28 protein-coding genes and 1 tRNA gene are annotated in these 26,836 nt (G+C 71.0%); 10 read left to right on the forward strand and 19 right to left on the reverse strand.

Going from position 1 to position 26,836, the window contains the following annotated elements:
- Positions 1-4 precede the first annotated feature (4 nt).
- The 6 genes from lptB to BWR60_RS17010 form a co-directional block, all read right to left on the reverse strand.
- Positions 5-790 (reverse strand): LPS export ABC transporter ATP-binding protein, encoded by a 786-nt coding sequence (lptB, locus tag BWR60_RS16985; RefSeq protein ID WP_088152206.1) that lies wholly within the window; start codon positions 788-790, stop codon positions 5-7.
- 9 nt (positions 791-799) lie between these two features.
- A complete protein-coding gene (locus BWR60_RS16990) occupies positions 800-1,678 on the reverse strand; it encodes an LptA/OstA family protein (protein WP_088152207.1) in 879 nt (292 codons plus the stop codon).
- The gene (gene lptC, locus BWR60_RS16995; RefSeq protein ID WP_144445647.1) at positions 1,675-2,373 is read right to left on the reverse strand and encodes an LPS export ABC transporter periplasmic protein LptC; all 699 of its coding nucleotides are present in this window, start codon (positions 2,371-2,373) and stop codon (positions 1,675-1,677) included. Before lptC ends, BWR60_RS16990 begins: the two co-directional genes overlap by 4 nt.
- 5 nt (positions 2,374-2,378) lie before the next feature.
- The gene (locus tag BWR60_RS17000; protein ID WP_088152209.1) at positions 2,379-3,338 is read right to left on the reverse strand and encodes a KpsF/GutQ family sugar-phosphate isomerase; all 960 of its coding nucleotides are present in this window, start codon (positions 3,336-3,338) and stop codon (positions 2,379-2,381) included.
- Between the two features lie 153 nt (positions 3,339-3,491).
- Positions 3,492-4,106: a ribonuclease D gene (locus tag BWR60_RS17005; RefSeq protein ID WP_230983082.1), complete on the reverse strand. Its 615-nt coding sequence runs from the start codon at positions 4,104-4,106 to the stop codon at positions 3,492-3,494.
- 165 nt (positions 4,107-4,271) lie between these two features.
- Positions 4,272-4,358: transfer RNA gene (locus tag BWR60_RS17010), tRNA-Leu, on the reverse strand.
- Between the two features lie 199 nt (positions 4,359-4,557).
- Here BWR60_RS17010 and BWR60_RS17015 point away from each other — a divergent pair.
- A complete protein-coding gene (locus BWR60_RS17015; RefSeq protein WP_088152211.1) occupies positions 4,558-4,854 on the forward strand; it encodes a YggT family protein in 297 nt (98 codons plus the stop codon).
- A gap of 7 nt (positions 4,855-4,861) precedes the next feature.
- Positions 4,862-5,191 (forward strand): DUF167 family protein, encoded by a 330-nt coding sequence (locus BWR60_RS17020; protein ID WP_088152212.1) that lies wholly within the window; start codon positions 4,862-4,864, stop codon positions 5,189-5,191.
- A gap of 13 nt (positions 5,192-5,204) precedes the next feature.
- Here BWR60_RS17020 and BWR60_RS17025 read toward each other — a convergent pair whose 3' ends face one another.
- Positions 5,205-5,660 (reverse strand): hypothetical protein, encoded by a 456-nt coding sequence (locus BWR60_RS17025; RefSeq protein ID WP_144445648.1) that lies wholly within the window; start codon positions 5,658-5,660, stop codon positions 5,205-5,207.
- Positions 5,661-5,929: 269 nt separating this feature from the next.
- On the opposite strand from BWR60_RS17025, the gene BWR60_RS17030 reads away from it, so the two are divergent.
- From BWR60_RS17030 to BWR60_RS17045, 4 genes are all read left to right on the forward strand, one after another.
- Positions 5,930-6,988 (forward strand): sugar phosphate isomerase/epimerase family protein, encoded by a 1,059-nt coding sequence (locus tag BWR60_RS17030; RefSeq protein WP_088152214.1) that lies wholly within the window; start codon positions 5,930-5,932, stop codon positions 6,986-6,988.
- 24 nt (positions 6,989-7,012) lie between these two features.
- Positions 7,013-8,197, forward strand: a complete 1,185-nt coding sequence (locus tag BWR60_RS17035; protein WP_088152215.1) for a Gfo/Idh/MocA family protein — start codon at positions 7,013-7,015, stop codon at positions 8,195-8,197.
- Positions 8,198-8,371: 174 nt separating this feature from the next.
- Positions 8,372-8,581 (forward strand): TOBE domain-containing protein, encoded by a 210-nt coding sequence (locus BWR60_RS17040; RefSeq protein ID WP_088152216.1) that lies wholly within the window; start codon positions 8,372-8,374, stop codon positions 8,579-8,581.
- A gap of 109 nt (positions 8,582-8,690) precedes the next feature.
- The gene (locus BWR60_RS17045; protein WP_088152217.1) at positions 8,691-9,884 is read left to right on the forward strand and encodes a phosphoglycerate kinase; all 1,194 of its coding nucleotides are present in this window, start codon (positions 8,691-8,693) and stop codon (positions 9,882-9,884) included.
- A gap of 59 nt (positions 9,885-9,943) precedes the next feature.
- Here the strand turns inward: BWR60_RS17045 and BWR60_RS17050 are convergent, their stop codons facing one another.
- Positions 9,944-10,441, reverse strand: coding sequence for a MarR family winged helix-turn-helix transcriptional regulator (locus tag BWR60_RS17050; protein ID WP_088152218.1), 498 nt, complete (start codon positions 10,439-10,441; stop codon positions 9,944-9,946).
- A 168-nt stretch (positions 10,442-10,609) separates the two neighbouring features.
- Between BWR60_RS17050 and BWR60_RS17055 the strand changes: the two genes are divergently transcribed.
- A complete protein-coding gene (locus tag BWR60_RS17055; RefSeq protein ID WP_088152219.1) occupies positions 10,610-11,212 on the forward strand; it encodes a VOC family protein in 603 nt (200 codons plus the stop codon).
- Between the two features lie 7 nt (positions 11,213-11,219).
- Here BWR60_RS17055 and BWR60_RS17060 read toward each other — a convergent pair whose 3' ends face one another.
- From BWR60_RS17060 to BWR60_RS17085, 6 genes are read right to left on the reverse strand one after another with little or no spacing between them, the layout of a single operon-like run.
- The gene (locus tag BWR60_RS17060) at positions 11,220-12,515 is read right to left on the reverse strand and encodes a neutral/alkaline non-lysosomal ceramidase N-terminal domain-containing protein (protein WP_088152220.1); all 1,296 of its coding nucleotides are present in this window, start codon (positions 12,513-12,515) and stop codon (positions 11,220-11,222) included.
- Complete coding sequence (locus tag BWR60_RS17065) at positions 12,512-13,642, reverse strand: N-acetylglucosamine-6-phosphate deacetylase (RefSeq protein WP_088152221.1); 1,131 nt, start codon at positions 13,640-13,642, stop codon at positions 12,512-12,514. The genes BWR60_RS17060 and BWR60_RS17065 overlap by 4 nt, the downstream gene beginning before the upstream one ends.
- A complete protein-coding gene (locus BWR60_RS17070) occupies positions 13,639-14,409 on the reverse strand; it encodes a sugar isomerase domain-containing protein (RefSeq protein WP_088152222.1) in 771 nt (256 codons plus the stop codon). The genes BWR60_RS17065 and BWR60_RS17070 overlap by 4 nt, the downstream gene beginning before the upstream one ends.
- Positions 14,402-15,166 carry a 6-phosphogluconolactonase gene (locus BWR60_RS17075; RefSeq protein WP_218823548.1) on the reverse strand — a complete coding sequence of 255 codons (765 nt, stop codon included), beginning with the start codon at positions 15,164-15,166 and terminating at the stop codon, positions 14,402-14,404. The genes BWR60_RS17070 and BWR60_RS17075 overlap by 8 nt, the downstream gene beginning before the upstream one ends.
- Positions 15,163-16,467: an AGE family epimerase/isomerase gene (locus BWR60_RS17080; RefSeq protein ID WP_218823549.1), complete on the reverse strand. Its 1,305-nt coding sequence runs from the start codon at positions 16,465-16,467 to the stop codon at positions 15,163-15,165. Before BWR60_RS17080 ends, BWR60_RS17075 begins: the two co-directional genes overlap by 4 nt.
- Entirely contained in the window at positions 16,451-17,992 is a 1,542-nt protein-coding gene (locus BWR60_RS17085) for a sodium:solute symporter family protein (RefSeq protein ID WP_088152223.1), read from the reverse strand. The genes BWR60_RS17080 and BWR60_RS17085 overlap by 17 nt, the downstream gene beginning before the upstream one ends.
- Positions 17,993-18,161: 169 nt before the next feature.
- Here BWR60_RS17085 and BWR60_RS17090 point away from each other — a divergent pair, with 169 nt between their 5' ends.
- A complete protein-coding gene (locus BWR60_RS17090) occupies positions 18,162-19,166 on the forward strand; it encodes a LacI family DNA-binding transcriptional regulator (protein ID WP_088152224.1) in 1,005 nt (334 codons plus the stop codon).
- On the opposite strand, the gene BWR60_RS17095 is transcribed toward BWR60_RS17090, so the two are convergent.
- The 4 genes from BWR60_RS17095 to BWR60_RS17110 all read right to left on the reverse strand — a co-directional run bounded on the left by BWR60_RS17095 (position 19,156) and on the right by BWR60_RS17110 (position 23,609).
- On the reverse strand, positions 19,156-19,995 hold the full coding sequence (locus tag BWR60_RS17095) for a carbohydrate ABC transporter permease (protein WP_218823550.1): 840 nt from the start codon (positions 19,993-19,995) through the stop codon (positions 19,156-19,158). The two genes, BWR60_RS17090 and BWR60_RS17095, sit on opposite strands and share 11 nt — an antisense overlap.
- A gap of 9 nt (positions 19,996-20,004) precedes the next feature.
- On the reverse strand, positions 20,005-20,961 hold the full coding sequence (locus BWR60_RS17100) for a carbohydrate ABC transporter permease (protein WP_218823551.1): 957 nt from the start codon (positions 20,959-20,961) through the stop codon (positions 20,005-20,007).
- Between the two features lie 2 nt (positions 20,962-20,963).
- Positions 20,964-22,220, reverse strand: coding sequence for an extracellular solute-binding protein (locus BWR60_RS17105; RefSeq protein WP_088152226.1), 1,257 nt, complete (start codon positions 22,218-22,220; stop codon positions 20,964-20,966).
- Positions 22,221-22,355: 135 nt separating this feature from the next.
- Positions 22,356-23,609 carry an ROK family transcriptional regulator gene (locus BWR60_RS17110; protein WP_088152227.1) on the reverse strand — a complete coding sequence of 418 codons (1,254 nt, stop codon included), beginning with the start codon at positions 23,607-23,609 and terminating at the stop codon, positions 22,356-22,358.
- Positions 23,610-23,702: 93 nt separating this feature from the next.
- Here BWR60_RS17110 and BWR60_RS17115 point away from each other — a divergent pair, with 93 nt between their 5' ends.
- Together BWR60_RS17115 and BWR60_RS17120 are read left to right on the forward strand one after the other, a co-directional pair.
- Entirely contained in the window at positions 23,703-24,749 is a 1,047-nt protein-coding gene (locus BWR60_RS17115; RefSeq protein ID WP_088152228.1) for an SIS domain-containing protein, read from the forward strand.
- Positions 24,749-25,663: an ROK family protein gene (locus tag BWR60_RS17120; RefSeq protein WP_088152229.1), complete on the forward strand. Its 915-nt coding sequence runs from the start codon at positions 24,749-24,751 to the stop codon at positions 25,661-25,663. Before BWR60_RS17115 ends, BWR60_RS17120 begins: the two co-directional genes overlap by 1 nt.
- A 16-nt stretch (positions 25,664-25,679) precedes the next feature.
- Here the strand turns inward: BWR60_RS17120 and BWR60_RS17125 are convergent, their stop codons facing one another.
- Positions 25,680-26,828, reverse strand: a complete 1,149-nt coding sequence (locus BWR60_RS17125) for a M14 family metallopeptidase (RefSeq protein ID WP_088152230.1) — start codon at positions 26,826-26,828, stop codon at positions 25,680-25,682.
- Positions 26,829-26,836: the final 8 nt, after the last annotated feature.

Consider the following 26,836-nt stretch of genomic DNA (forward strand, 5'->3'; position numbering starts at 1 on the left):
TGGTCTACAGGCTGAAGCGTTCGCCCAGATACACGCGCCGCACCTCCTCATTGCCGACGATGTCGGATGGCAGTCCTTCCATCAGAACACGGCCGTCGTGGAGGATATAGGCCCGATCGACGATATCGAGGGTCTCGCGCACATTGTGGTCGGTGATCAGCACGCCGATGCCGCGGTCGCGCAGATGCGCCACCAGGTCGCGGATATCGCCGACCGCGATCGGGTCGATGCCGGCCAGCGGCTCGTCCAGCAGCATGAAATGCGGATGGCTGGCCAAAGCGCGGGCGATCTCGACGCGGCGCCGCTCGCCGCCCGACAGCGCCAGGGCCGGGGTGCGGCGCAGATGGCTGATCGAGAATTCGGCCAGCAGGTCCTCCAGCACCGCCTCGCGCGTGGACCGGTCCGGCTCGGAAATCTCCAGCACGGCGCGGATGTTCTGCTCGACTGTCAGGCCGCGGAAGATCGACGCCTCCTGCGGCAGGTAGCCGATGCCGAGCCGGGCGCGGCGGTACATCGGCAGGTCGGTCAGCTCCTGCCCGTCCAGCAGGATCGTGCCGTAATCCGGCTGGATCAGGCCGGTGATCATGTAGAAGCAAGTGGTCTTGCCGGCGCCGTTCGGGCCCAGCAGGCCGACCGCCTCGCCGCGCTGCACCTGCAGGCTGACGTCGCGCAGCACCGGGCGCTTCTTGTACTGCTTGCCGAGATTGCGGGCGACGAGCCCGTCATTCTTGGCGACGAGGCGCGGGGCGGACGCGGTGTCGGAGGGCTGCAGGCTGATCGGCTTGTTCATCCCCTCCTCCTATTTCTTCGGCGCCGTCTGGGCCGGCGGCTTCGGCGCGGCCTGGCCGGCGGTGCCCGGCAGGCCCGGGGTCTGGCCCTTCTCGTCCGGCACCAGCAGGGCCCGGGCGCGGCCGCCCTGCCCCGGCTTGGTCAGCAGCTTGCTGACGCCGCTGGCCATGTCGACCTCGGCATAGTCGCCGTTCAGCTGGTTGCCGCCGCGGGTCAGGTGGACATTGTCCGTGATCGTCGCGAACTGGGTCTTGACGTCGTAATGGCCGGTCTGGCCGGTGACCACGTCGGTCGCCGTGGTCAGCCGGACATTGCCGTCGGCATCGACCGTCGACAGCGCCTTCTGGCCTTTGTCGTCCGGGGCGAAATGGCCGGTCAGCGTGTCGGCGCGCAGGCTCTTCTGCTCCTTGGCGCGGGTCGCCGTGGCGTTGCCGCGCGCGATCGCCACGTCCTCGGCCTGGCGGTACACCATGCTGTCCGTGGCGGTGATGACGTCGTCCTTGCTGACGAACCGCAGATTGCCGCCGGTCAGGGTGAAGGTCTGGGCGTCGAGCTCGTAGACCCCCTTGCCGCCGGTGACGGTGGTGTCGTCGCCGCGGGTGATCAGCACATTGCCTTCGGCCGTGGCCCGGAAGATCTCGGTGCTCTTGTCCGGCAGCTCGCGGTAATAGGCGGTCAGCAGGTCGGCCTTCACCGTCAGGTCGCCGCGCTTGTACACGGCGTTGCCGCGGGCGATGTAGGTCTTCTCGTTCTGGTGCCACTCCAGCGCGTCGTCGGCCTGGATCTCGGACGGCTCGCCCTTGCCGCCGCCGAGCTGCAGCTGCTGTTGCGCCAGGGCCGGCGTGGCCGCGGCGGCGAGCAGAACAGCGAGAATCAGCGGGCGGATCATTGCGGCGTTCCTTGAAAGGCCTTGTCGGCGCCGGGCTTGAGAAACAGCTTGGTCGGGCCGGTGAAGATGATGACGTCGCCCTGCTGCTCGACCTTGAAGCCCCCGGCCGACAGATTACCGAAGGGCCCCTCCGCCGTCACCGGCGAGGTGCTGCGCGCGCCCTTGTCGGCCAGGTCGATATCCGCGGCGTCGGTGACCAGGGTGGTGCCGTCGCTGCGGCGCAGGGTGACATTGCCGGTGAGATGCACCGACTTGGTGCTGCGATTGAGCTTGCCGGCCTGGGCGTCGAGGGTCATCAGCAGGCCGCTGGGCAGCTTCAGCTCGCCCTTGGGACGGTTCAGGTCGAACACCTCGTCCTGCACCTGCTTGGCCAGCGTCGCCCAGACGGTGTAGGGCCGCGCCGCCTCGTCGACGCCGCTGTAGCGCGGATTCTGGATCTCGCCGGCCGCGGCGGCGGCGCGCTCGGTCGGATTCGAGATGTCGACCTGGGACGGGTGCAGCTCCGGCCAGAGCACGATCAGCGCGACGATCAGCAGGCCGACGATCGGCAGCCCGTATTTCAGCACCCCGACCATGCGGCTGTAGGACCGGCTGAGGCTGCCGGCATGGCCGGCCGCGGCCAGGCGCGCGCGGCGGCTCGCGGCGCCGGCGTTGCGCTGCGTCCGGCCGGGGCCTGGCGTCTGCGGCGCGGCCACCACGCTCAGCTCAGCCCTGCCCGCAGGCAGTCATGCACCCTGAGGATGCCCACCGGCCGGTCCTCCGTCGTGACGAAGAGGTTGGTCACCTTGTAGCGGTTCATCAGCCCGAGCGCCTCGGCCGCCAGCGCCCCGGGGCGGATGGTGCGCGGGCCGGGGGTCATCACCTGGCCCGCGGCCTGGCCGAGCAGCCCGGCGCTCATGTGCCGGCGCAGGTCGCCGTCGGTGATCACGCCGACCAGCCGGCGGTCGCCGTCGACCACGCCGACGCAGCCGAAGCCGACCCGGCTCATCTCGATGATCGCCTCGTCCATCCTGGTCTGCGGGCCCACGAGCGGCAGCTCGGCCTCGGCATGCATCAGGTCCTGCACCCGGATCAGCTTGTTGCCGAGCGAACCGCCCGGGTGGAACACCCGGAAATCGTCGGAGGAGAAGCCGCGACGGTGCATCAGCGCCACCGCCAGGGCGTCGCCCAGCGCCATCATCATGGTGGTGGAGGTGGTCGGCGCAAGCCCGGTCGGGCAGGCCTCCTCCGCCGCCGGCAGCAGCAGCACGGTGTCGCACTGGTCCGCCAGGTTCGACGGCGCGCGGCCGGTGATACCGATCAGCGGGATGGCGAAGCGGCGGGTATAGGCGATGACATCCGCCAGCTCGGCGGTGTTGCCGGAGTTGGACAGCGCCAGCACCACGTCCTGCTGGTGGATCATGCCGAGATCGCCATGGCTGGCCTCGGCCGGATGGACGAACAGCGCCGGGGTACCGGTCGAGGCCAGGGTCGCCGCGATCTTGCGCGCGACGAGGCCGCTCTTGCCGATGCCGCTGACCACGACCCGGCCCGCGGCGCCGAGGACCGTGTCGATGGCCCGGTCGAAGCTGGCATCGAGCGATTCGGCGAGGCGGTCGAGCGCGTCGCGCTCCACCAGCAGCGCCTTGCGGCCGGCCTCGATCCCTGCGGTTGCCACCATACCTTCTCCCAAATGGTCCACGCGGCGGCTGCTATAGCCGGTTCGGAGGGCGCGGACCACGATCTGATCCCGGATCGGCGCCGGCGGCCTCTGCCCGGGCCCGGCCGATCCCCGTACCGCCACAAGACGGCACGAATGTGACCCCATATCGGGCTAGTGGGCGAAGATATCCAGATCCGCCCAGCCGCCGAGGTCGAGCGCGGCCCGCGCCGGCAGGAAGTCGAAACAGGCCTGCGCCAGGGCCTCGCGCCCTTCGCGCCGCAGCATCTCGTCCAGCTTCGCCTTCAGCGCGTGCAGGTACAGGACGTCGCTGGCGGCGTAGCGCAGCTGCTCGGGCGTCAATTGGTCGCTGCCCCAGTCGGAGCTCTGCTGCTGCTTCGACAGCTCGACGCCGATCAGGTCGCGGCAGAGGTCCTTCAGCCCGTGCCGGTCGGTGAAGGTGCGCACCAGCCGGGAGGCGATCTTGGTGCAGTAGACCGGCGCGGTGACGATTCCGAGATAGGCCTGCAGCGCGGCGATGTCGAAGCGGGCGAAGTGGAACAGCTTCAGCCGCGCCGGGTCGGCCAGCAGCGCCTTCAGGTTCGGCGCGTCGTAGGCGCCCTTGCGGAACTGGACCAGATGGACGGTGCCGTCGCCGGCGCTGAGCTGGGCCAGGCACAGCCGGTCGCGCACCGGGTTCAGGCCCATCGTCTCGGTATCGATCGCGATCACGTCCCCGAGATCGAGGCCGTCGGGCAGATCACCGTCATGCAGAATCGGTTCGGACACCGGTCGCCACCTTCCGTCTTCGGCCGCGGCACCATTCCGGCCGCGGCTCACACCGGCCGCGGCCCTGGGCCATCCCCGAGACTGGGCGTCGGCCCCAAAAGGAAAGACCCGCTTGGACAAGCGGGTCATTACCACTGCATCGCATCGTCGGGCCCATCAGAGTGATGGTGCCCAGGAGAAGACTCGAACTTCCACGACCTTTCGGCCACAGGTACCTGAAACCTGCGCGTCTACCAATTCCGCCACCTGGGCGATGCGGCGGGCCGTGATGTAGGATGCCGCCCCACCCCCTGTCAACAGGGGAATTCGCGCTTTGTGAAAGAATGATGATTTCCCGCGGCCGGGGCCCTCGCCGCCCCGCGTCGCATCGCTTGTTCCCTCGGGGCTGCATCGGTACGGTACGGGCGGATTCGGCGACCGGGCCGGCACGGACCACCTCTGGAACAGGCGCATGATCGTCATCGACCCAATCTTCCAAATCATCCAGATCGTGCTGCAGATGTATGTCTGGGTGGTGATCGCCTCCGCCATCCTCAGCTGGCTGGTCGCCTTCAACGTCGTCAACACACGCAACCAGGTGGTCTATCAGATCGGCAACGCCCTCTACCGGCTGACCGAGCCGGCGCTGCGGCCGATTCGGCGGATCCTGCCGAATCTCGGCGGCATCGACATCTCGCCGGTGGTGCTGATCCTGATCATCTATTTCCTGCAGATGGTGCTGGCGAATATCCGAGACAGCCTGCACTGACACGACCGTGGCCGGCCCGCTCTTCGTCGCCGGTCCGCGCGGCATCCGCGTCACGGTCCGGCTGACGCCGCGGGCCGGGCGCAACGCCGTGACCGGACGCGCCGCCGGTGCCGACGGCACGCCGCTGCTCAAGGCCGCGGTCACGGCGGTGCCGGAGCGCGGCGCCGCGAACGAGGCGCTGATCGCGCTGCTGGCCAAGGCCTGGCGCCTGCCCAAGACGGCGCTGACCATCGTCGGCGGCGCCACCGACCGCACCAAGCTGATCGGCATCGACGGCGACGCCGCGCTCGCGGCCCGCCTCGAGGCGTGGGCCGAGACACTGCCGGCGAAGGACTGACCGGCGTCCGGGCTCAGCGCCGCGCCGTCACCCGGCAGCGATGCACCGAATCTCCCTCGAGATTGCCGCGGTCCCCGACCCAGCGGACGTTGCAGTTCATCACGTCCGGCGCCGCGGCGAGCGGCGAGGCGAAGATGGTGACGCAGCTGTCGCCCGCCTCGCTGCGGCTGAGCCGGCCGGTGCAGACCGTGCCGTCCTCGAACCGCCAGTTGCCCTCGCGCAGCTGGATCGGCCGGCCGCTGCCGTCGAGGCCGCTGAGCGTGTACTTGCCGTTGCGGCGGTATTCGAACAGGCGGTCGGGCCCGCCCAGCACGCCCTGCACCAGGAACGGCCGGCCCAGCACCTGGCGGTCGAACTCCGCCCGGGTCATGCGGACATATTGCGGATTGGTGTCGAGCGCCGAAGGCCGCGTGCACGCGGTGAGCCCGAGGACAGCCGCCAGACCGGCGACCAGCACGATCAAACGCATCTTGGCCTCCATTCACGACCCGCCTTTACCGACGGCCGGGCAATTATCTTACGCCTCGCACCGCTTCGCACCAATATTTCAATCAAGCGATGCCATTCATCGGACAATAAATTGACAACCCCATCCTGGAACGGGACGATGGGCATCCAAATGATCCGTTCTGTAATCGATTGCATTGCGCATCGCCCGGACAGGGCGTTAGGCTCGCACATCGAACAAATCATCGCCCAGGGAGCGGGTGCCGCGGCGCGCCCCACGGAGGAGGAAACATGCGAGAGATCAAGGGACCGGCCATCTTCCTCGCCCAGTTTGCCGGCGACGCCCCGCCCTTCAACAGCCTGGACGCGATCGCCGGCTGGGCCGCGGGGCTCGGCTACAAGGGCGTGCAGATCCCGTCCTGGGACGCCCGGCTGTTCAACCTGAAGCGCGCGGCCGAGAGCCAGGACTATTGCGACGAGGTGCTGGGCACCCTCAAGCAGCAGGGCCTGGCCCTGACCGAGTTGTCGACCCATCTGCAGGGCCAGCTGGTGGCCGTGCACCCGGCCTATGACGAGGCCTTCGACGGCTTCGCGGCGCCGGAGGTACGCGGCAACCCGAAGGCGCGGCAGGAATGGGCGGTGCAGCAGCTGCGCTACGCCGCCCAGGCGTCGCGGCGCCTCGGCCTCAAGGCCCACGCCACCTTCTCCGGCGCCCTGGCCTGGCCCTATGTCTATCCCTGGCCGCAGCGCCCGGCCGGGCTGATCGAGACCGCCTTCGACGAGCTGGCGCGGCGCTGGACGCCGATCCTGAACGCCTTCGACGAGGCCGGGGTCGACCTCTGCTACGAGATCCATCCCGGCGAGGACCTGTTCGACGGCACCACCTTCGAGATGTTCCTCGAGCGGGTCGGCAACCACCCGCGCTGCAACATCCTGTACGACCCGAGCCACTTCGTGCTGCAGCAGCTCGACTATCTCGGCTACATCGACCGCTATCACGAGCGGATCCGCGCCTTCCACGTGAAGGACGCCGAGTTCAACCCGACCGCCAGCCAGGGCGTCTATTCCGGCTTCGCCTCCTGGGCCGACCGGGCCGGCCGCTTCCGCTCGCTCGGCGACGGGCAGGTCGATTTCGGCGCCATCTTCTCGAAGCTGACGCAGTACGGCTTCGACGGCTGGGCGGTGCTGGAGTGGGAGTGCTGCATCAAGCATCCCGAGCAGGGCGCGGCCGAAGGCGCCCCGTTCATCGCCTCGCATCTGATCCGCACCACCGAGCGCGCCTTCGACGATTTCGCCTCCGGCGGCACCGACGAGGCGGCGAACCGCCGCCTGCTCGGCATCGACCGGTAAGCGACAGGGACAGGGAGGACAATCATGGTTTCCGGAACCGCGGAACGGGCGCCGAGCCGGCGCCTGCGCCTGGGCATGATCGGCGGCGGCCGCGACGCCTTCATCGGCGCGGTGCACCGCCTGGCGGCGCGGATGGACGACCGCTGGGACTTCGTCGCCGGCGCGCTGTCGAGCGATCCGCAGAAGGCCCTGGCCTCGGCCGCCGATCTGCGGCTGGACCCGTCCCGCGCCTATCCCAGCTGGCAGGCCATGCTGGAGGGCGAGGCGAAGCTGCGCGACGGCGGCGGCCCGGCGATCGACGCCGTCGCCATCGTCACCCCCAACCACGTCCATCACGGCCCGGCCAAGGCCTTCCTGGAGGCCGGCTTCCACGTCATCTGCGACAAGCCGATGACCACGACCGTGGCCGATGCCGAGGATCTGGTGGCGGCGGTCAAGAAGAGCGGCCAGGTCTTCGCCCTGACCCACAACTACACCGGCTATCCGATGATCCGGCAGGCCCGGGCGATGGTGGCCGAGGGCGCGCTGGGCCGCATCCGGCTGGTCGAGGCGGAATATGCCCAGGACTGGCTGGCGACCAAGGCCGAGGACACCGGCAGCAAGCAGGCGGAATGGCGGGTCGACCCGGCGCGCAGCGGCCCGGCCGGCTGCGTCGGCGACATCGGCACCCATGCCTACAACCTGGCCAGCTTCGTCACCGGCGAGGCGGCCCAATCGCTGGCCGCCGACCTGCAGAGCTTCGTTCCCGGCCGGCGGCTGGACGACAACGCCCATATCCTGCTGCGCTATGCCAGCGGCGCCCGCGGCATGATCTGGGCCAGCCAGGTCGCCAGCGGCAACGAGAACGGGCTGCGCCTGCGCATCTATGGCGAGAAGGCCGGGCTGGAATGGGCCCAGGAGAACCCGAACTATCTCACCTTCATGCCCTTGGGCGAGCCGCATCGCCGCCTGACCCGCGGCGGCCCGGGCAGCGGCCCGGCCGCGGCCCATGCCACCCGCGTGCCGCCCGGCCATCCCGAGGGCTATCTGGAGTGCTTCGCCCAGATCTACAGCGACGCGGCCGAGCAGATCCTGGCCCGGCTGGAGACGCGTGACCCGCAGCCGGACAGCCTCTTGGTGCCGACGGTCGAGGACGGCCTGGCCGGGGTGCGCTTCATCGCCGCCTGCGTGGCCTCGTCGCAGCAGGACGCGGCCTGGACGAAGATCTGACGGCCTCTCGCCGTCATTGCGAGGAGGCCAAGCCGACGAAGCAATCCAGGGGCCGGTGCGAGCCGCCCTGGATTGCTTCGCTGCGCTCGCAATGACGGGGATGGAATGGACTTGGCGTCACGGAGAACGTGCGGCTAGGGTGCGCCACCGTTACCCCGTCGAAAGAGCCGCCCCATGAAGATCAGCGCCCGCAACCAGCTCAAGGGCACCATCGTCGAGGTCACCAAGGGCCAGACCACCGCCCATATCCGCATCGATATCGGCGGCGGCGTCATCGTCACCTCCTCGATCACCAACGAGTCGGTCGATTCGCTCGGCCTCAAGCCCGGCCAGGCCGCCTATGCGGTGATCAAGGCCTCCGACGTCATGGTCGCCGTCGACTGATATCCCGCACGCCGCACGCAGCCGTTTCGGCCCTTCGGCCCGGTTGCGTCGCGGCGGCCGCTGTGGTTCGGTGCCGGCGATCTTGCCCCCTGACGAGAGAGCCGAGCCGATGAGCGCCTTCAAGACCCTCGACGACGTGGATGTGCGCGGCAAGACCGTGCTGGTGCGCGGCGACCTGAACGTGCCGGTCGAGGACGGCCATGTCAGCGACACCACCCGGCTGGACCGGCTGGCCCCGACCATCGACGAGATCGCCGACAAGGGCGGCCGCGTCGTGCTGCTCTCCCATTTCGGCCGGCCCAAGGGCGTGACCCCGGAGTTCAGCCTGAAGACCATCGTGCTGCCGGCGCTGGAAGAGGTGCTGGAGCGGCCGGTCGCCTTCGCCGCGGACTGCGTCGGGCCGCAGGCCGAGGCCGCGGTGAAGGCGCTGAAGGACGGCCAGATCCTGCTCCTGGAGAATGTCCGCTTCCATCCGGAGGAGGAGAAGAACGACCCGACCTTCGCCAAGGCCCTGGCATCGCTCGGCGACCTCTATGTCAACGACGCCTTCTCCGCCGCGCACCGCGCCCATGCCTCGACCGAGGGCATCGCCCACCACCTGCCCGCCATTGCCGGCCGGCTGATGCAGGCCGAGCTGGAGGCGTTGTCGGCGGCGCTGGAGGCGCCGCAGCGCCCGGTGCTGGCGATCGTCGGCGGCGCCAAGATCTCGACCAAGCTCGACCTGCTCGGCAACCTCGTCGCCAAGGTCGACCGGCTGGTGCTGGGCGGCGGCATGGCCAACACCTTCCTGGCGGCCCAGGGCGTGGATGTCGGCAAGAGCCTGTGCGAGCACGACATGGCCGACGCGGTGCACACCATCCTCGGCAAGGCCAAGGCCGCCGGCTGCGAGATCGTGCTGCCGGTCGACGGCGTGGTCGCCCGCGAATTCAAGGCCGACGCGCCGCATGAGGCGGTCGACAACGCGGCCATCTCGGCCGATGCCATGCTGCTGGATATCGGCCCGAAATCCGTGGCGAAGCTGAAGGCGCTGCTGGCCGAGACCAAGACCGTGGTCTGGAACGGCCCGCTGGGCGTCTTCGAGAAGCGCCCCTTCGATGCCGGCACCGTGGCGGTGGCGCGCGAAGCGGCCGACCTGACCCAGGCCGGCAAGCTGCTGACCGTGGCCGGCGGCGGCGACACCGTCGCCGCCCTGGCCCATGCCGGGGTCGAGGATCGCTTCTCCTACATCTCCACCGCTGGCGGCGCCTTCCTGGAATGGCTCGAGGGCAAGGACCTGCCGGGCGTCGCTGCGCTGAAGCGCTGAGCTGACCGGGAGGAGAGCGGAGGCTCCGGCCTCTTCCTCTTCCTCTTCCCCTGCCCTGCCTACCGCGCGGCGGCGCGCTTTTGCGGCGCCGCCTGGTCCTGCGGCTGCTGCGCGTGCTTCAGCAGGTTGTCGCGCATCCGGGTGACGGCCTGGCGCATCGCCGCGAACTCCTCCCCCTCCAGGCCCGTCGCCTCGATCAGGTCACGCTGCCCGCCCCGTTCGCGCAGACGGCGGCCGGCCTCGGTCAGGCTGACGATCACCTGCCGCTCATCGGTCGGATCGCGCCGGCGGCTGAGATAGCCGAGCTCCTCCAGCCGCTTGAGGATCGGGGTCAGCGTGTTCGATTCCAGGAACAGCTTCTCGCCCAGCCCTTTGACCGTCTGGTTGTCCTTGTCCCACAGGGCGACGATGGTGATCCACTGGGTGTAGGTGATGCCCAGCTCGTCCAGGATGGGCTTATAGGCACGGCCGAAGGCCAGATTCGCCGAATAGACGGCGAAGCATAGGAAATCGGACAGGTTCGGTAGCGTCCGGTCATCGGAACGGGATCGGGTCACAGGGGCCTCGCGTCGTGAGATACCCCTCCTATATAGATCGCATCCGATTAAATCGGAAGATGTTGACTCGCAGAATCGCCCAGCATATATAAATCGTGCCCGATTGAAGCGGACACGATTTATATAGGAAGCCGCGCCCCTGCGGATCCGTCAACAAAGGAGCAGGATATGAGCAGCACCACTGGGACCAGCGCGTCCGAGCTGAAGCTGGAGGTCGTCACCATCCCGGTCGCCGATGTCGACCGTGCCAAGGCCTTCTACACCGGCCTGGGCTGGCGGCTGGACGCCGACATCTCCGGCGACAATTTCCGGGTGATCCAGGTCACCCCTCCGGGCTCGCCGACCTCGGTGATCTTCGGCAATGGCAATGTCGTCGCCCCCTATTTCATCGTCCCCGACATCGTGGCGACGCGCGCCGAGCTGGCCGCCCGCGGCGTCGAGATCGGCGAGGTCTATCATTTCGACGAGAGCGGCGAGCGCCGCAGCGGGCCGGAGCCGACCCGGCGCAGCTACGCCTCCTGGGCCTCGTTCAAGGATCCGGACGGTAATGCCTGGCAGATCCAGGAGGTGACGCAGCGCCTGCCCGGCCGCGTCGAGGCCGGCGACACCACCTTCCCGTCCTCCAAGGAGCTGGCCGCCGCGCTGCGGCGGGCGGCGGCCGCCCATGGCGAGCACGAGAAGCGCAATGGCGGGCAGCACGACGCGAACTGGCCGGACTGGTACGCCGAGTACATCGTCCGCGAGCAGGCCGGCCAGGAGCTGCCGCTCTAAGCGGCGGTCAAGCAGTCGCCGACCCGGGACCGTTGTCGCAGCCGCGCGCCAGGTCCCGGGCGGCAGCCACGAGCATCTCGGCCGCGCCCGGGGCGAAGGCGGCCGGCATGCCGTAGTAGCGGTGCGCCTCCTCGACCTCATAGCCGCCATGACGGTATTCGCCGGCGGGCGGGATGTAGCCGGGGCAGCCATCGGCGAAGCCGAAGGTGATGGTGGGGCCGGTCAGCGGATCGCCGTCCAGCGCGCGGCGGAAATCGAGCCCGGTCTGGGCGAAGATCTCGCCCGGCAGGCCGATCAGCCGCGCCCCGCCCCAGTCGAACACGGTGATTCGCGCCGGCCAGGGGCTGAGCGCCCGGGGAGCGATCCCTTCCGCCCAGTCGGCCCAGCAGCGCAGCAGCACGGCGCGGGCCGGTTCGGCCGCCGCGGCTTCCTGCCGCCATCCGGCCGCCAAGGCCTCCGGCGGCCGGGTTTCGGTCCGGGCCAGGGGCAGCATCCGCTCGGCACGGACGGCCCGTACCTCACGGCCGAGCGGCAGGTCCGGCGCCTGCAGCGCGGCATCGGCGATCCGGGTCCCGATGCGCTCGGCCTCGGCGAAGGTCCGGTCCGCCCGCGGCGCGGTCGAGATCGAGGCATGCGCGGCATGGCCGGTGTTGACGTCGCCGGTGCAGCCGGTGAGGAAGACCGCGACGGCGCCGGGATGGGCCGCCTCCAGATGGCGACGAACCACGCCCGGATAGTCGGCCGTGAACAGCGTGTTGTCGGCCCCCAGCACCACCGGATGCAGGGCATGGCAGGCCAGCACCGCGATGCCCGCCCCGCCCTCTTCCCGGATGCGCAGCACCGGCAGGGCCGGGTCGACCGGGCCGCCGGCATGGCGGCGGTTGCGGGCGATGCCGGGATCCGCGCCCATTCCGAAGCCCAGCCGGGCCGGCCGCCTTGCAGCGCGGGCTTCGGCGACGGCCTCGACGCACGCATCCTCCAGCCGTTGCAGCCAGGCCGGGTCCAGCCCCAGGCCGAGCCGCCCCGGCATGGCGACCGGCCCGCCATGGGTGTGGGTGGCCGCGACGATCAGATGGCCGTCGGCCAGCCCGGCCCGGTCGCGGATCCGGCGGCAGCTGTCCTCGTGCAGGCCGATGACATCGACGGCCACGATCGCCGTCTCGCCGACCGCCACGGCCCGGACGGTCAGCGGGTCGTGCACGCCGGTGGCCGGGCTGGTGCGGGCGGCGAAGCCGGACATGGCCAGCCCGGCCGGCGGCGTCACGTCGATCACGGCCGCCCCGGCCTGGACCGGCGCGGTCATGCCCGCTCCTCGCCCAGCGCCAGGACGGTGTCGATGCCGAGATCCCGGTCGCCGGGCGCCCAGCGGAAGCGGACCAGGTCGGCCGGCGCGCCCACGGCCAGCACGCCGCGCCCGCCGACGAAGCGGCCGGTATTGACGGTGGCGAGGCGGAGGGCGTCGGCCAGCGAAATACTCGCCATGTCGATCGCCAGAGCCACGTCCTGCTTCAGCGGACGGGCGGCGCCGGCGAGGAAGGGTGTGCCGGCAAGGCCGAGCCGGCCGTCGACGGTCAGCTCCACCCGCCCGCCGATCGGCTGGTCGTAGAGGCCGGGCGCCAGCCCGCCGAGCGCCGCGGCGTCGGAGACCAGGACGGCGCGGTCCAGCCCCTTGGCCCGCAGCATGGCCTTGAGCACCTCGGCCGGCAGGTGGTGGCCATCGGCGATGAAGCTGGCGGTCAGCCGGTCCTCGGCCAGTTGCGACCAGATCGGGTTCGGGTGGCGCGGCAGCGTCGCGGCGATGCCGTTGCCGAGATGGGTCGACAGCGCCGCTCCGGCCGCCACCGCCGCCGCGATCTGCGCCGGCGAGGCATCGGTGTGGCCGATCGAGACATGGACGCCGCGCGCCACGAGACCGCGGATATAGTCCGGCGCGCCGTCATGGTGCGGCGACAGCGTGACCAGCCCGACCAGGCCGTCGCAGGCCGCCTGCCAGCGGTCGAATTCGGCGAGGTCCGGCGGCCGCACCTGGTCGCGCGGATGCGCGCCGCGCGGCCCATCCTCCGGCGAAATGTGTGGCCCCTCGACATGCACCGCGGGGATGGCATGGGCCACCAGCGGGTCGACCGCCCGGGCCGCGGCGATGGCGGCCAGGGCCGCGGTGATCGAGGCCTCCGAGGCGGTGATCAGTGTCGGCAGGAAGGTGGTGACGCCATCCCTGCGCAGCACCGCCGCCAGCCGCGCCACCGTCTCCGGCACCAGGCCGCCGCCGTTCAAATCGTGCCCGGCAAAGCCGTTGACCTGCAGGTCGACCAGCCCGGCCGACAGCCACGCCGTCTCGCCCGCTGGCCCGTCCTCGATCGCGGCCACCCGGCCATCCGCGACCGTGACCGCCAGGCTGCGGCCGCTGGCCGGGTCGCGGCCGGTGATCACAGCGACCGCACCCGGCCGCGGAACCGGCCGATGAAGCGGCCATTGGCCTCGTCGCCGCCGGGGGCGTTGCCGCTGCGCCAGACCGGCGGCTCGATGCCTCGTTCGGCCAGCTTGGCGATGGTGCGGATGACCAGGCAGTTCAGCGCAAAGGCATTGGCGAAGGTGGAGATGGCGGCCACCGGCTCCCCCATCCCCGGGATCCGCACGACTGCGTCGCCGACCGGCACCTTGGTGTCGATCGCGATGTCGGCCAGGTCGTGCAGATTCTGCTTGGTCGGGTGGCGGGCGGGGTGGTCCGGCGCCGTCTGGTCGGCATGGCCGCGCGAGCTGACGCCAATGACGAAGGCGCCGCGCCGCTTCGCCTCGATCGCCGCATCGATCAGCGCGGCATTGATGCCGTAGGCGTTGACCAGGATCAGCAGATCGTCCGGCCCCAGGTCGCGATCGGCGATCACCACCCGGCCATAGCCCGGCGTCCGCTCGATCGCCATCGACCGCAGGGCGCCGTTCGACAGCAGCGTGCCCTCGTCGAGGATGGCCGAGACATGCATCAGCCCGCCGGCGCGGAAGAAGATCTCCTGCGCCGCCAGGTTGGAATGGCCGCCGGGCCCGTAGACATGGACCAGCCGGTCGGCCGCGATCTGGTCGGCCAGGCGGCTGGCGGCGCGGTCCAGGCCGTCGCGCTCGATCTCCAGGATCGCGCGCATCAGGTCCTGCGTGCGGTCGAGATAGGCGGTGCAGAGGGCGTCGGCGTCGATCTCAGCCATGGGGGTCCGACTCCGGGTCCAGGAACAGGGTCACGGTAGGGTGACGGCGCAGCGCGGTCGCCGGGCAGGCGGCGCCGATCGGATCGTGCAGGGCGCGGACCACCGCCTCGCGCTTGGCCGCGCCGGGCACCACGCAGATGAGGTGGTCGGCCCGCAGCAGCCGCGGCACGGTCAGGGTCAGGGCATGGGTCGGCACGTCGTCGAACCCGGGGAAACAGCCATCATCGACCTGCTGCTGGCGGCAGACGGCGTCGAGCTCCACCACCTTCACGTCCAGCGGGTCGTCGAGATCGGCGACCGGCGGGTCGTTGAAGGCGAGGTGGCCGTTCACGCCGATGCCGAGGCAGACGATGTCGATCGGCGCCTCCGCCAGCAGGCGGGCATACGCCGCGGCGGCCGCGGCCGGATCGCTGCCGGGATCGATCAGGTGGACGGCGCCGAAGGGCAGCCGGTCGAACAGATGGCGGCGCAGCCACAGGGCGAAGCGCGCCGGCGCGTCCGGCGCCAGGCCGATATACTCGTCCATGTGGAAGGCGGTGACGCGGCCCCAGTCGATGCCGGGCTCGGCGACCAGGGCATCGAGCATCTCCGCCTGGCTGGGCGCCGCGGCGAAGATCATGCGGACCCGGCCCTGGCCGGCCAGGCGGCGGCGCAGATCCTCGGCCACGGCGGCCGCGGCGGCGCGGCCCATCGCGGCGCGGCCGGGATGGACCTGGACATCGATGCCGCCCACCGGGGCGGTTGCGGACAGGGTCATGCGAAACTCCGTTCGGCCGGCGGCACCTCCGCCAGCCTTTCGATCATCAGCAGCAGGGCCCGGGCGATATGGAACGGGTCTTTCACAGGCAGCGCCACGGTCTTGTCGAGCGGCGCCCCGGCGCGGTCGCGGATCTGCACCCATTCGCGCCCCGGCCCGGCGGGAAAGACGCGCCAGGTATAGGCCGCCAGCCGGTCGTGCCAGGCGGCGAGATCGTCCCGCCCGGTCTCGAGATGCAGCAGCCCGAGCGTGTACAGCGCCTCGGCATGCGGCCACCACAGCTTGGTGTCCCAGGTGTCGGCGACGAGCTCCTCGTAGCGGTCGCCGGTCCGCCGGCCGCGGGGCGCGCCGCCGTCGCGGTCGGCATAACGCAGCAGCCCGCCCTGCTCCGCGTCCCAGCCCAGCGTCGCGGCCCGGATCGCGATATCCGCGAGAGTGTCGGCCTCAAACAGCGGGGACTCCGCCGCGATGCCGCGGCGCCGCAAGGACAGCCCGGCCTGCCACAGGAACCAGCAGGCCTCCAGCACATGGCCCGGGGTGCGGTGGCGGGCCAGCAGCGTGTCGGCATCACTCGCCGCCGCCGGCGCCATCTCGGCGACGTCGTCGCCGGCCAGGAACATCGTCTCGATCTTCTGCACCGCGCCCTGCACCGTCTCGGCGGCCACGGCCGAGCCGGTCGCGTCCAGCACCTCCGCCCCGACGCCGACCAGGATCATCGGCAGCGAGAAGCCGCGGAAGCCGGCTCGGATCGGGTAGGGCTCGGTGCGTGCAGTGCCGGTGGCGATGCGGCCGGCGGCGCTCGCCAGCAGCCGCTCCGCCAAATCGCCCCACTCCCCCTCCCCGCTTTCCGCCGCCAGGGCGGCGAAGCCGAGCGCGGTGAACAGGTCGGCGAAGACGCTGGCGTGCAGCTCCTGCCCCGGCCCCGGCGGCTTCGGCGTGCCGTCCTCCGCCAACAGATACGCCGTGCTGCCGTCCGGCAGCAGCGCGTGGTCGCGCAGCAGCACGGCGGTGCGGCGGGCCCGGTCGAGGCAGGCGGCCCGGTCGATGTCGACCAGGCCGAGCCGCCCGGCGCGGGCCAGCCGCGCCATCAGCCAGACCCACCGCCCCTGCGACCAGATGTATTTGTCGCGCGACAGCAGCCGACCGCCGTCGTTCGACCAGCAGGTGAACACCCCGCCATGGCGATCGTCCGGGCTGGTGGCCAGCCACCACGCCAGAACGTCGTCCGTCAGATGCTGGGCGGTGGCCCGGCGCAGCGCCGCCGGGTCCGCGATCGAGACGGCCTCAGGCACGGCTGACACCCGGGCTCCGGGCCGCCACGCCGGCCACCGCCGTCTCGTCGCTCTCCAGCGCGTCGATCAGGGCGTCGGCCTCGGCGTTGCGCCACGGCGCCACCAGCCCGATCACGACGAACACGGCCAGCGAGCACAGCACCGGCCCGGCCACGGTGATCGAGGTGACCCAGTCCGGGTTCAGCGCCTTGATCTGGTCGACGAAGACGTATTTCACCAGCACGAAGACGATCAGGCCGGTGGCCCAGGAGGCCAGCGCCGCGGTCGGGCCGCAGCGGCGGAAGGCCGGCAGCATGCCGAACAGCATCGGGATCGCGATCGGCCCGACCAGCGCGCCGAACCACAGGATGATCAGCCCCAGCACGCCGCCGAAGCTGTCGGCGGTCAGCGCGATGCCCATCGACAGGGCGATGAACAGGAAGGTGCTGAGCCGGCCGACGAACAGCTCGGTCTGGCCGGACATCGTCTTGGCGCCCTTCCAGATCACCGGCAGGATGTCGCGGGTGACGACGGCCGAGACGGCGTTGGCGTCCGACGAGGTCATGGCCATGGTGTGCGCGAACATCCCGGCCAGCACCAGCCCGATCAGGCCGGTGGGCAGCAGGCTCTGGGTCAGCAGGGCATAGGATTGCTGCGGCTGGTCCAGATTCGGCAGCAGGATCGGCGCCGCCCACATCGGGAAGAACAGGATCAGCGGCCACACCAGGTAGAGGGCGGCGGACAGCAGCGCTGCCTTGCGCGCGTCGCCGCCGCTGGGCGCGGCGATGAAGCGCTGCGCCAGGTTCCAGGTGCCACCATTGTAGGAGAGCGTGTTGATCAGCAGATACACCAGCACGAAGACGATGGTGTACTGGCCGTTGAAGGGCGAGGAATGGCCCGGCGGCAGCTGGTCCCAGATGGTCCAGAGGGCCGAGACGCCGCCCAGCTTGGCCAGCACGGCGATGAACAGCACGATGCCGGCCAGCAGCTGGATGACGAACTGGCTGAAATCGGTCAGCGCATCGGCCCACAGCCCGCCGATGGTGGAATAGATCAGGGTGACGCCGCCGGTCAGCAGCACGCCCCACACCAGCGGCACGTCGGCGAAGACCTTCAGCAGCAGGGCCGTGGCGGTCCATTTGGCGCCGACATCGAACACCTTCAGCGCGCCGCCGCTCCAGGCCAGCACCTGCTGGGTCGGGACGTTGTAGCGGGTCGACAGGTATTCCAGCGGCGAGATGATCGCCAGACGCTGCCTGAGGCGCGACCAGCGCGGCGCGAACAGCACCGACCCGACCACCATGGCGAAGGCGATGCCGATCGCCCACCAGACATAGAGCGTGAACCCGGCGGTGTAGGCGATGGCGGCATAGCCGACGAAGACCGCGGCGCTGTAGCCGGACATGTGGTGCGACACGCCGGACAGCCACCACGGCATCCGGCCGCCGGCGGTGAAGAAGTCGGCCGCCGTCTTGATCTGGCTGCGGGCCCAGACGCCGATGCCCACCATCAGCAGGAAATAGGCCCACAGCACCACCCAGTCGAACGTCCCCATGAAGTCCCCCTTGCTGCCGGCCCGATCGTTGCAGGCCTTCGAACGCCAGGGTGTTGTGCAACCGGTTGCATGTCAAGCCGCAACCGGTTGCATCGACAAATTTTGGAACCGATGTACCATTCCGCCGTGCCGCGCTAAGAGTGTGGGCAGCCGAACCCAGCGGGCCGCCATGGACCAGCCGCCGAAATCCATCCCGACGATCGAGCAGGTGGCCCGCGCCGCCGGCGTGGCGCGGTCGACCGTGTCCCGCGCCTTCAGCCGGCCGGGGATGCTGAGCGCGGAGACCGTGGCCCATATCATGGCCGTGGCCGGCCGGCTGGGCTATGCCCCGAACCAGGTGGCCCGGGCGCTGTCGACCGGCCGCTACGGCAACATCGCGCTGATCGTGCCGGACGTCGCCAACCCCTTCTTCCCGCCGCTGATCCGGGCGGCCGAGGCCCGGGCGGACGCCGCCGGCCTGTGCGTCTTCCTCGGCGATTCGGACGAGGACCCGGCGCAGGAGGAGCGGCTGACCGGCAAGATGGCGGCGCAGGTCGACGGCTTCGTCCTGGCCTCGTCGCGCCTGGCGGAGGATGCGGTGCGGGCGCTGCGCGGCCGTCGGCCGGTGGTGCTGGTCAACCGCGACATCGACGGTCTGGACCGGGTGCTGATCGACAGCGCCCCCGGAACGGCGGCGGCGGTCCGGCATCTGCACGAGTTGGGACACCGGCGGATCGCCTATGTCGGCGGCCCGCCCTTCTCCTGGTCCAACCAGCAGCGGCGGACGGCGGTGCTGCAGACGGCCGGAGAGCTGGCCATCGAGGCCGTCGAGGTCGCGGCCGAACGGCCGTCCTATGAGGGCGGGATGGCCGCGGCCCCGGCCGTGCTGTCCGCCCGGACCACCGCGGCGATCGCCTTCGACGACCTGGTGGCGCAGGGGCTGATGGCCGGCCTCGCCGGGCTCGGGGTCGAGGTGCCGGCCGCCTTCAGCGTCATCGGCTGCGACGACGTGCTGGGCGCCCGCACCTACCCGCCGCTGACCACCATTTCCGCCCGGTCGACCGATGCGGGCCGCGCGGCGATCGAGATGCTGCTGGCGCAGATCGAGGCCGGCCCCTCCTCCGGCACGGCGCAGCGGCTCGGCACCGAGCTGATCGTCCGCGCCACGACGGCCGCGCCCGGGCCTAGCCCTTGACGCTGCCGCTGGTCAGGCCGGAGACGATCGAGCGCTGCAGCAGCAGCCCGACCAGCACCGGCGGCGCGGCGGCGATCACCCCGGCCGTGGCCAGCAGGCCGTAATCCGAGACCCGGCCGCTGGCCAGGTTGGCGATCACCACCGTCAGGGTCTGGGCCCGGCTGTCGCTGGTGAACAGCATGGAATAGAGGAACTCGTCCCACACGATCAGGGCCGAGAACAGCAGGGTGGTGCCGATCACCGGCCGGGCCAGCGGCAGCGTCACCCGCAGCAGGATCTGCCACAGCGGCGCGCCGTCGATCCGCGCCGCCTCCTCCAGGTCGACCGGGATGTTGTCGATGCCGCTCTTCAGCAGCCAGGTGGTGAAGGGCAGCACGATGGTGCAGTCCGCGATCATCAGCGCCCAGGGCGAGTTCAGCAGGTCGAGCGAGGACAGGATGCGGTACAGCGGCACCACGAACATCAGCGGCGGCAGCATGTAGGTGGCGACCACGAGATACAGCAGCCAGCTGAGCCGCCGCGGATAGCGCGAGAACACCCAGGCCGCCGGCACCGCCAGCAGGAAGGAGATGACGGTGGTGCCCAGCGCCACCAGGCAGGTGTTGCGCAGCGCCGCCAGGAAGACCTGGCCGTCGCCATTGTCCGACAGGCTGAGCAGCCGGGTGTAGCGCGAGACGTCGAGCTCGCTGGGGATCCAGGCCAGGGGCAGCGTGGTCAGGTCGCGGGTCGAGCTGACGCTCATCACCACCAGCCAGACCACCGGCACCAGCACGACGATGCCGACCAGATACATGGCGCCATAGGCGGCGATGCGGGCAGGCAGGGACATCCGCATCGCTCAGGCTTTCGGCTGGTTGCGCAGGACGCGGGTGTAGCCGGCGATCAGCAGCAGGCTGAGCGCGACCGACAGCATCGCCAGCGAGGCGCCGTAGCCGGCATGGCGGAACGAGAACGCCTCCTGGTAGATCAGGATGCTGAGCGACTTGGTGCTGTCCAGCGGGCCGCCGCGGGTCATCACCCAGACGATGTCGAACACCTTCACCGCCTCGATCATCCGCAGCACCGCGGCGATGCTCAGCGGCAGCAGGATCACCGGCAGGGTGACGGCGCGGAACCGGGCGAAGAAGCCGGCGCCGTCGATCGTGGCGGCCTCGCGCAGCTCGCGCGGCACGCTCTGCAGCCCGGCGAGCGTGATCAGCGCCACCAGCGAGAAGGTCTTCCAGATGTCGGCGGCGGCGATGGCGAACAGCGCCGTCGCCGGGCTGCCCAGCCAGCTCTGGTATTTGCCGATGAGGCCGAGCTGCAGCAGCAGCGCGTTCAGCGCGCCGAAATCCGGGTTGTAGATCACCCGCCAGGCCATGGCGTTGACCACGGTCGGCAGCGCCCAGGGCACGATCAGCAGGAAGCGGAAGAAGGCGCGGCCCTTCAGCTCCATGTCGAGCAGCAGCCCGACGCAGAGACCGAGGAACAGTTCGATGCTGACGGTCAGCACCGTGAACAGCGCAGTGACGCCGAGCGCCTTGAGGAAGCCCGGCGCCCGCAGCGCGCGGAGATAGTTGTCGATGCCGACGAAATTGCCGCTGGCGTCGCCGAGCCTGGCGTCGGTGAAGCTGAGCCAGACGGTGTCGAGCAGCGGCCAGCCGATGACGGCGGCGAGGACGAGCAGCAGCGGCAGGATCAGCAGCAGCCGGCCGCGGAGCGTCAGCGCCCGCCGCTTCCGGCCGAGGCCCGCGCCTGCCGCCGCCCGCGCAAGGCGGGACGACGGCAGGGACGAGGTGCCTTCGGTTCCGGACAAGCTCAACCGCCGGATGCCAGGTCGGAGGCGGCCGACTTCAGCGCATCCTCGGCCGAGGCCTGGTCCAGCAGCGCCTGCTGCAGGGCCTGCTGCAGCCGGGTCGAGAACTGCTGGTAGTCGACCACGAAGGGCCGGGCGAACAGCGAGGCGAAGGACTTGGCCTGCGCCTCGAGCAGGGACGCGTTCGGGCCGTTCTTCACCGCCGGATCCTCATAGTAGGACTTCCAGATCGACGGGGCCGAGGTCGAGTACTTGGCCTCCACCTCGGGCGAGGCGAGGTAGCTGATATAGGTCCAGGCCGCGTCCTGGTTCTTGCTGCCGGAGGGGATGCCCAGGCCCATGGCGCCGTTGACGGTCGAGACCGTGCTCTTGCCCTCGACGCCCGGCGGCGCCATCACGCCGACCTGGCCGGTGACCTGCGATTCCTTGGCGTTGTTGTTGGCCTGGTCGTACATGTAGGTCCAGTTCAGCGCGAAGGCCGCCTGGCCGCTGGAGAAGACCCGCCGGACATCCTCCTCCAGATACTCGGTTGAATGCGGGTTGGTGGTGCCGTTCTTCAGCGTGTCGACCATGAACTTCAGCGCGTCCAGGCCGCCGCCGCTCTGGAAGGTCGGCTTGCCGTTGCCGTCGACGAAGCTGCCGCCGAAGGCCTGCATCAGCACGGCGTAGTCGCAGATGATCGCCTCGGCCTGGCTCCAGCTCCAGACGATCGGGTATTCGACGACGCCCTTCTGCTTCAGGATCTCGGCGTCCTTGATCACCTCGGGCCAGCTGGCGGGCGGCTTCGCGATGCCTGCCTTCTCCAGCATCGCCTTGTTGTAGAAGAACAGCTTGCTGTCCATCAGCCAGGGCATGCCGTAGGACTTGCCCTTGTAGTCGACCGTGGTCCAGGCGCCGTCCTGCACCCCGGTGCGGGTCTTGGTGTCGATCCGGCTGGTGACGTCGGCCAGGACGTTGTTGGCAGCGAATTCCGCCGGCCAGATCACGTCGAACAGCACCACGTCGTAGCCGCCGCCGGAGCCGGAGGCGAGGGTGATCTTGTCGTGCAGCGCCTCATAGGGCACGAATTCCAGCTTCACCTGGATGTCCGGATGCGCCTTGTGGAAGGCGTCGGTCATGCCGCGGATGTCCGATTCCGAATAGCCCGCCTGCGCCATGAACAGGGCGTTCAGCGTGGCCTCCGCCCGGGCGATGCCCGGCAGGCCCAGCAGCAGCGCGGCGCCCAGCAGCGCGCCGGCCCGGCGACCGATCCGTCCCATGTGCCACCTCCCCTTTTCGCGGGCCGCGGACATGTCGATCCGGGGGATCGCTGCCGGCCCGATTAATGAAACAGTGTTTTATTAATCCTGCCGGCCGGCGGCCTTGTCAACCGGGTTCGCCGCCCCGCCCCCGGCTCAGCCGACCAGCAGGGCCAGGGTCGGATTCTCGGCGCCAAACGACCCCGCCAGCGGCGACAGGCTGGACTGCAGCAGCACCGCCACCGGCAGCGCTGCGGCGCCCATGGCCGGCAGCTCGGCCGCGTGCTCGGCCGGCAGCAGCCGCGGCAGGCTGGAATGGCGATGGGTCATGCTCGGCAGCAGCGGCTGCGCCGCCTCGATCAGCCCGTCCATCAGCTCCGGCGGCAGGCCGCCGCCGATGACGATAGTGTCGGGGTCGAACATCGCCTCGATGTTGCGGATGGCGATGCGCAGGTACTGCCCCGCCTCCTGCCGCCAGGCCAAGAGGCGCGGGTCGCCGGCGCGGACCAGCGCCGCCAGCTCCTCGGCCGGCACCTCGTCGGGCGTCCGCTCCGGGCCGCACACCGCCTCGGCCGCGGCGTAGTAGGACAGGTACTGCTCCAGGCAGCCGCGGCTGCCGCAGCCGCAGGGCCGGCCGCCGGGCTTGACGATCATGTGGCCGATCTCGCCGGCACCGCCGAAGCGGCCGCGATAGGGCTGGCCGTCGACCACGATGCCGCCGCCGAGGCCGAGGTTGAAATGCAGGTAGAAGAAGCTGGCGGCGCTGCGGCCGACGCCGTACAGCCGCTCGCCGATCGCGGCCGCGGTGGCGTCGTTCTCGACCAGCGTCCACAGCCCGGTCAGCCGCTCCAGCTCGGTCGCCAGCGGGAACTTCCCCCAGGCCTCGGCCTCCTGCACCTTGTCGTACCAGGCGGTGCCGTTCTCGACCGTGCCGGGGACGCTGCAGCCCAGCCCCCAGACCCGGCCGCGGCCGATGCCGGAGGAGGCCAGCAGGTCGCCGGCCTGCGCCGCCAGCATCTCCGCCACCGCCTCCGGCTCGCGCGCCGACAGCGGCCGCGAATCCTGGGCGACGACCTGGCCGGCGAGGTCCGCCAGCACCCCGGTGACCTGGCGGTAGGCGAGGCTGAGGCCGATGGTATAGCCGCCGGCCGGGTTGACCGACAGCTCGGCCGCCGGCTGGCCGCGCTGGCCCAGCCGCTTGCCCTCCTGGCGGATCAGCCCCGCCTCCTCCAGCTCGGCCGCGATGTTGGAGACGCCCTGCACGGTCAGGCCGATCAGCCCCGCCAACTCCGCCCGCGTTACCGGCCCGTGCCGCCGCACCGCGTCGAACACCACCCGGCGGTTCAGCGCCCGGGCATGCTCCAGATTGGCGCCCTGGAAGGTGCCGGAGCGGTGCGTCTGGCGCGTCATGCGATTTCCCCTCGACGGTGCGTCCGATCCACTATAATCAAACAGCGTTGAATTAATAGCGCCTTGCCAAGGGCCGCGGAGGGAGACGCACCCATGCAGATCGGCACCTATATCCGCCAGCAGCCCAAGATTCTCGCCGGCCTGCCCGCGACGCTGGCCCCGGCGCTGGCCGGCCTCCCCTCCCTGGCCCGGATGCCGGAGCGGATCGTGCTGCTGGGCACCGGCTCGTCGATGAACGCGCTGCTGGCCGGCGCCGACGCGCTGGAGGCGGCGACCGGCGCCACCATCGTGGCCAAGGAGCCGGAGGCGTTCCTGCGCCGGCCGCCCAGGCCGGGATCGGCGCCGACCCTGGTGCTGGCCGCCTCCCAGTCGGGCATGAGCATCACCTCGATCGAGGCGGTGAGGCTGGCGGTGGCGAACGGCTTCCCGACCGCGGTGATCACCGCCGACGGCGACAGCCCGATCGCCCAATCGGGCGCCGATGTGGTGCTGATCCCGATCGGGGCGGAAACGGTGGGGCCGAAGACCAAGGGCTACACCGCCACGGCCCTGGCCGTGCTGGCCGTCGCCGCGCATCTCGGGCGCCGACCGATCGACGGCCCCGGCCTGGCCGCGGCGCTGGAGCGGACGGTGGAGAGCGCGCGGCTGGCGGCAGACGGCCTGCTGGCCCGATATGGCGTGCCGGACTACATCCTGATCGCCGGCCAGGCCGGCCATGTCGGCACCGCGCTGGAGGCGTCGCTGAAGATCGCCGAGATCAGCGGCGTGCCGACCGCCGCCTTCGACACCGAGGAGGCGCTGCACGGCCATTGCTACGGCACCACCGCGCAAAGCCTGGTGATCGTGATCGCGCAGACCGAGGCGGAGGCGAGTGTCGCCGCCAATCTGGGCGAGGCGCTGACCGAGCTGGGGCCGCGCCTGGCGGTGTGCAACCTGTCCGACCATGCCACCCGGTTCGACTGGGCGGTGGACTGGCCCGCGCATGCCGACGCCGAGCGGCTGGGGCCGGCCTGGGCGCCGATCCCGTTCCAGTGGCTGGCCTGCGCCCTGGCCGTGGCGCGCGGCGTGAACCCGGATGCGATGATCTATCCGGACATCGGCAAGAAGCTGAACGTGCGGCTGCGGCCGGCGGCGGCGTGATGCCGGTCGCGATCGGCATCGATATCGGCGGCACCTCGGTCAAGCTGGGGGCGGTCGACGCGCAGGGCCGGCTGCTCGCCCGCGGCCGCTTCTCGGTGCCGCGCGAGGCCGGCTTCGGCGAGTTCGCCGCCGCCGCGGTGGCGGCGGTCGAGACGCTGCTGCGAAGCGGGCCTGCGGCCGACGCCATCGGCATCGGCGTGCCGGGCTATCCCCTGCCCGACACCGGCATGCTGGTCGGCCAATGCCCAGCGGTGCCGGCGCTGATGCACGGTTCGCTGTCGCAGGTGCTGGGCGGCCGCTTCGGGCTGCCGGTGGCGATCGGCAATGACGGGGTGTGCGCCACCCATGGCGAGATGCGCTTCGGCGTCGCCCGCGACCTGCGGCGCTTCGCCCTGATGACGCTGGGCACCGGCATCGGCGGTGCCATCGTCATCGACCGCCGGGTGGTCGACGGCCCCGCCGGGCTGCCGCCCGAATTCGGCTGCATGTCGCTGGACCCGGCGCGGGAGGACATCGCCACCCCGGTGCCGGGCATGGTCGAGAACCTGGCCAGCGCCTCCGCCCTGGTGGCGCGCTACGCGGCGCTGCGCCCCGGCTTCGAGGCCGGCGGCGCCGAGCATGTCTTCGACCGCGCCAAGGCGGGCGAGGCCGAGGCGCGGCAGGCGGTCGAGGAGGTCGCGCGCTGGCTGGCCCAGAGCATCGGCATCATGGCCAACATGCTGAACATCGAGGCGGCGATCCTCGGCGGCGGCATGTCGCTGGCGGGGCCGATGCTGGCCGAGCGGGTGGCGGCGCATGTGCCGCGCTTCACCCTGGTCCGGCCCGGCCGCTCGCCGCGGGTGCTGCTGGCGGAGCTGGGCAACGACGCCGGGGTGATCGGCGCCGCCGCCCTGGCCCTCGACGCCGCCGCCTGACCGCTCCGGGCCCGCCCTAGCGCAGCATCGCCGCGAGCGGCGCCAGCATCGCCCGGCCCAGGCGGGCGCTGCGCTGCGGCGACCAGCCGAAGCGCGGGTCCGGGGCGCCGACCTGGTCCTTGAACGGCATCTCCAGCAGCACCGTCAGGCAGCCGAAGCGCTCGGCGATCCAGTTCCAGGCCATGCGCAGATCGGCCTCGGCCGGCGAGCCGCCCGGATAGGGATGGCGGCGGTCGTAGTCCGGACTCGCCGCCTCCAGACCGCGCATGAAGGCGACGAAGCGCCGGCGCAGCGCCGGGCTGCGGGACGGGATCTCCAGCGGCCCGCCGAGGAAATTGTAGGGCAACTCCTCGTCGCCATGGACGTCGAGGCAGAAATCGACGCCCTCGGCCTCCATCGTGCCCCTGATCGCCGCCACCTCGGGCGCATCGGTCGCCGCCGGGTCGGCCCAGGCGCGGTTCAGGTTCATGCCCAGCGCGTTGGTGCGGGTGTGGCCGCGGGCGCAGCCGTCGGGGTTGGCCGTCGGCACGATGTGGATCACCGCCGCCTCGCGCAGCCCGGCGGCGAGCGGGTCGGCCGGGTCGAGCAGCCGGTCCACCAGCCCTTCCAGGAACCAGCCGCCCATGGTCTCGGACGGGTGCTGCCGCGCCATGATCCAGAGCCTGGGCTTGCCCGGCCCGGGCCGGCCGAAGGTCAGCCGGTCGATCGGGTGCCCGTCCGGCGTCCGGCCCAGCACGTCATGCGCGACCTGGGGCGAGCGCCGGGCGCAGTCGACCAGGGCCCGGTGCCGCGCCAACGGATAGGGCGCAAAATAGGCGTAGTCGACCGCGTCATGCGCCGGCCGGTCGACGATCGAGAACACGCCGTCCCGAACCTCCGCCCCGACCCGCGGCCACTCCGCCCCGTCATGCGAGGCGACCGGGCGGTAGCCGGTCCAGCAATCCGGGACCTCGTCGCGCCCGGCCAGCCGCGACAGCCGGGCGGAGTTCTCGAACACCATGCGGCAGTCGCGGCCCTTGGCGCCGTGCAGCCGGAAGTGGAACCACTGCATGTCCGGCGCCCGGCCGTCCGGCTTCAGCGCCAACCGGATGGCGCCCGGATCGGCGCAGTCCAGCACCTCGACGCTGCCACCCTCGAAATCGGTGGTGATGTGCAGGTCGGGCATCGGTCCGC

Source organism: Inquilinus limosus (genome assembly GCF_002195995.1).
Lineage (GTDB): Bacteria > Pseudomonadota > Alphaproteobacteria > DSM-16000 > Inquilinaceae > Inquilinus > Inquilinus limosus_C.

What these genes read in the sequence shown, in the direction of transcription:
- lptB (WP_088152206.1), bottom strand. Translation starts at nt 790, where the DNA reads ATGAACAAGCCGATCAGCCTGCAGCCCTCCGACACCGCGTCCGCCCCG.
- BWR60_RS16990 (WP_088152207.1), bottom strand. Translation starts at nt 1,678, where the DNA reads ATGATCCGCCCGCTGATTCTCGCTGTTCTGCTCGCCGCCGCGGCCACG.
- BWR60_RS17000 (WP_088152209.1), bottom strand. Translation starts at nt 3,338, where the DNA reads ATGGTGGCAACCGCAGGGATCGAGGCCGGCCGCAAGGCGCTGCTGGTG.
- BWR60_RS17015 (WP_088152211.1), top strand. Translation starts at nt 4,558, where the DNA reads ATGATCGTCATCGACCCAATCTTCCAAATCATCCAGATCGTGCTGCAG.
- BWR60_RS17025 (WP_144445648.1), bottom strand. Translation starts at nt 5,660, where the DNA reads ATGCGTTTGATCGTGCTGGTCGCCGGTCTGGCGGCTGTCCTCGGGCTC.
- BWR60_RS17030 (WP_088152214.1), top strand. Translation starts at nt 5,930, where the DNA reads ATGCGAGAGATCAAGGGACCGGCCATCTTCCTCGCCCAGTTTGCCGGC.
- BWR60_RS17035 (WP_088152215.1), top strand. Translation starts at nt 7,013, where the DNA reads ATGGTTTCCGGAACCGCGGAACGGGCGCCGAGCCGGCGCCTGCGCCTG.
- BWR60_RS17040 (WP_088152216.1), top strand. Translation starts at nt 8,372, where the DNA reads ATGAAGATCAGCGCCCGCAACCAGCTCAAGGGCACCATCGTCGAGGTC.
- BWR60_RS17045 (WP_088152217.1), top strand. Translation starts at nt 8,691, where the DNA reads ATGAGCGCCTTCAAGACCCTCGACGACGTGGATGTGCGCGGCAAGACC.
- BWR60_RS17055 (WP_088152219.1), top strand. Translation starts at nt 10,610, where the DNA reads ATGAGCAGCACCACTGGGACCAGCGCGTCCGAGCTGAAGCTGGAGGTC.
- BWR60_RS17060 (WP_088152220.1), bottom strand. Translation starts at nt 12,515, where the DNA reads ATGACCGCGCCGGTCCAGGCCGGGGCGGCCGTGATCGACGTGACGCCG.
- BWR60_RS17070 (WP_088152222.1), bottom strand. Translation starts at nt 14,409, where the DNA reads ATGGCTGAGATCGACGCCGACGCCCTCTGCACCGCCTATCTCGACCGC.
- BWR60_RS17075 (WP_218823548.1), bottom strand. Translation starts at nt 15,166, where the DNA reads ATGACCCTGTCCGCAACCGCCCCGGTGGGCGGCATCGATGTCCAGGTC.
- BWR60_RS17085 (WP_088152223.1), bottom strand. Translation starts at nt 17,992, where the DNA reads ATGGGGACGTTCGACTGGGTGGTGCTGTGGGCCTATTTCCTGCTGATG.
- BWR60_RS17090 (WP_088152224.1), top strand. Translation starts at nt 18,162, where the DNA reads ATGGACCAGCCGCCGAAATCCATCCCGACGATCGAGCAGGTGGCCCGC.
- BWR60_RS17095 (WP_218823550.1), bottom strand. Translation starts at nt 19,995, where the DNA reads ATGTCCCTGCCTGCCCGCATCGCCGCCTATGGCGCCATGTATCTGGTC.
- BWR60_RS17105 (WP_088152226.1), bottom strand. Translation starts at nt 22,220, where the DNA reads ATGGGACGGATCGGTCGCCGGGCCGGCGCGCTGCTGGGCGCCGCGCTG.
- BWR60_RS17110 (WP_088152227.1), bottom strand. Translation starts at nt 23,609, where the DNA reads ATGACGCGCCAGACGCACCGCTCCGGCACCTTCCAGGGCGCCAATCTG.
- BWR60_RS17115 (WP_088152228.1), top strand. Translation starts at nt 23,703, where the DNA reads ATGCAGATCGGCACCTATATCCGCCAGCAGCCCAAGATTCTCGCCGGC.
- BWR60_RS17120 (WP_088152229.1), top strand. Translation starts at nt 24,749, where the DNA reads ATGCCGGTCGCGATCGGCATCGATATCGGCGGCACCTCGGTCAAGCTG.
- BWR60_RS17125 (WP_088152230.1), bottom strand. Translation starts at nt 26,828, where the DNA reads ATGCCCGACCTGCACATCACCACCGATTTCGAGGGTGGCAGCGTCGAG.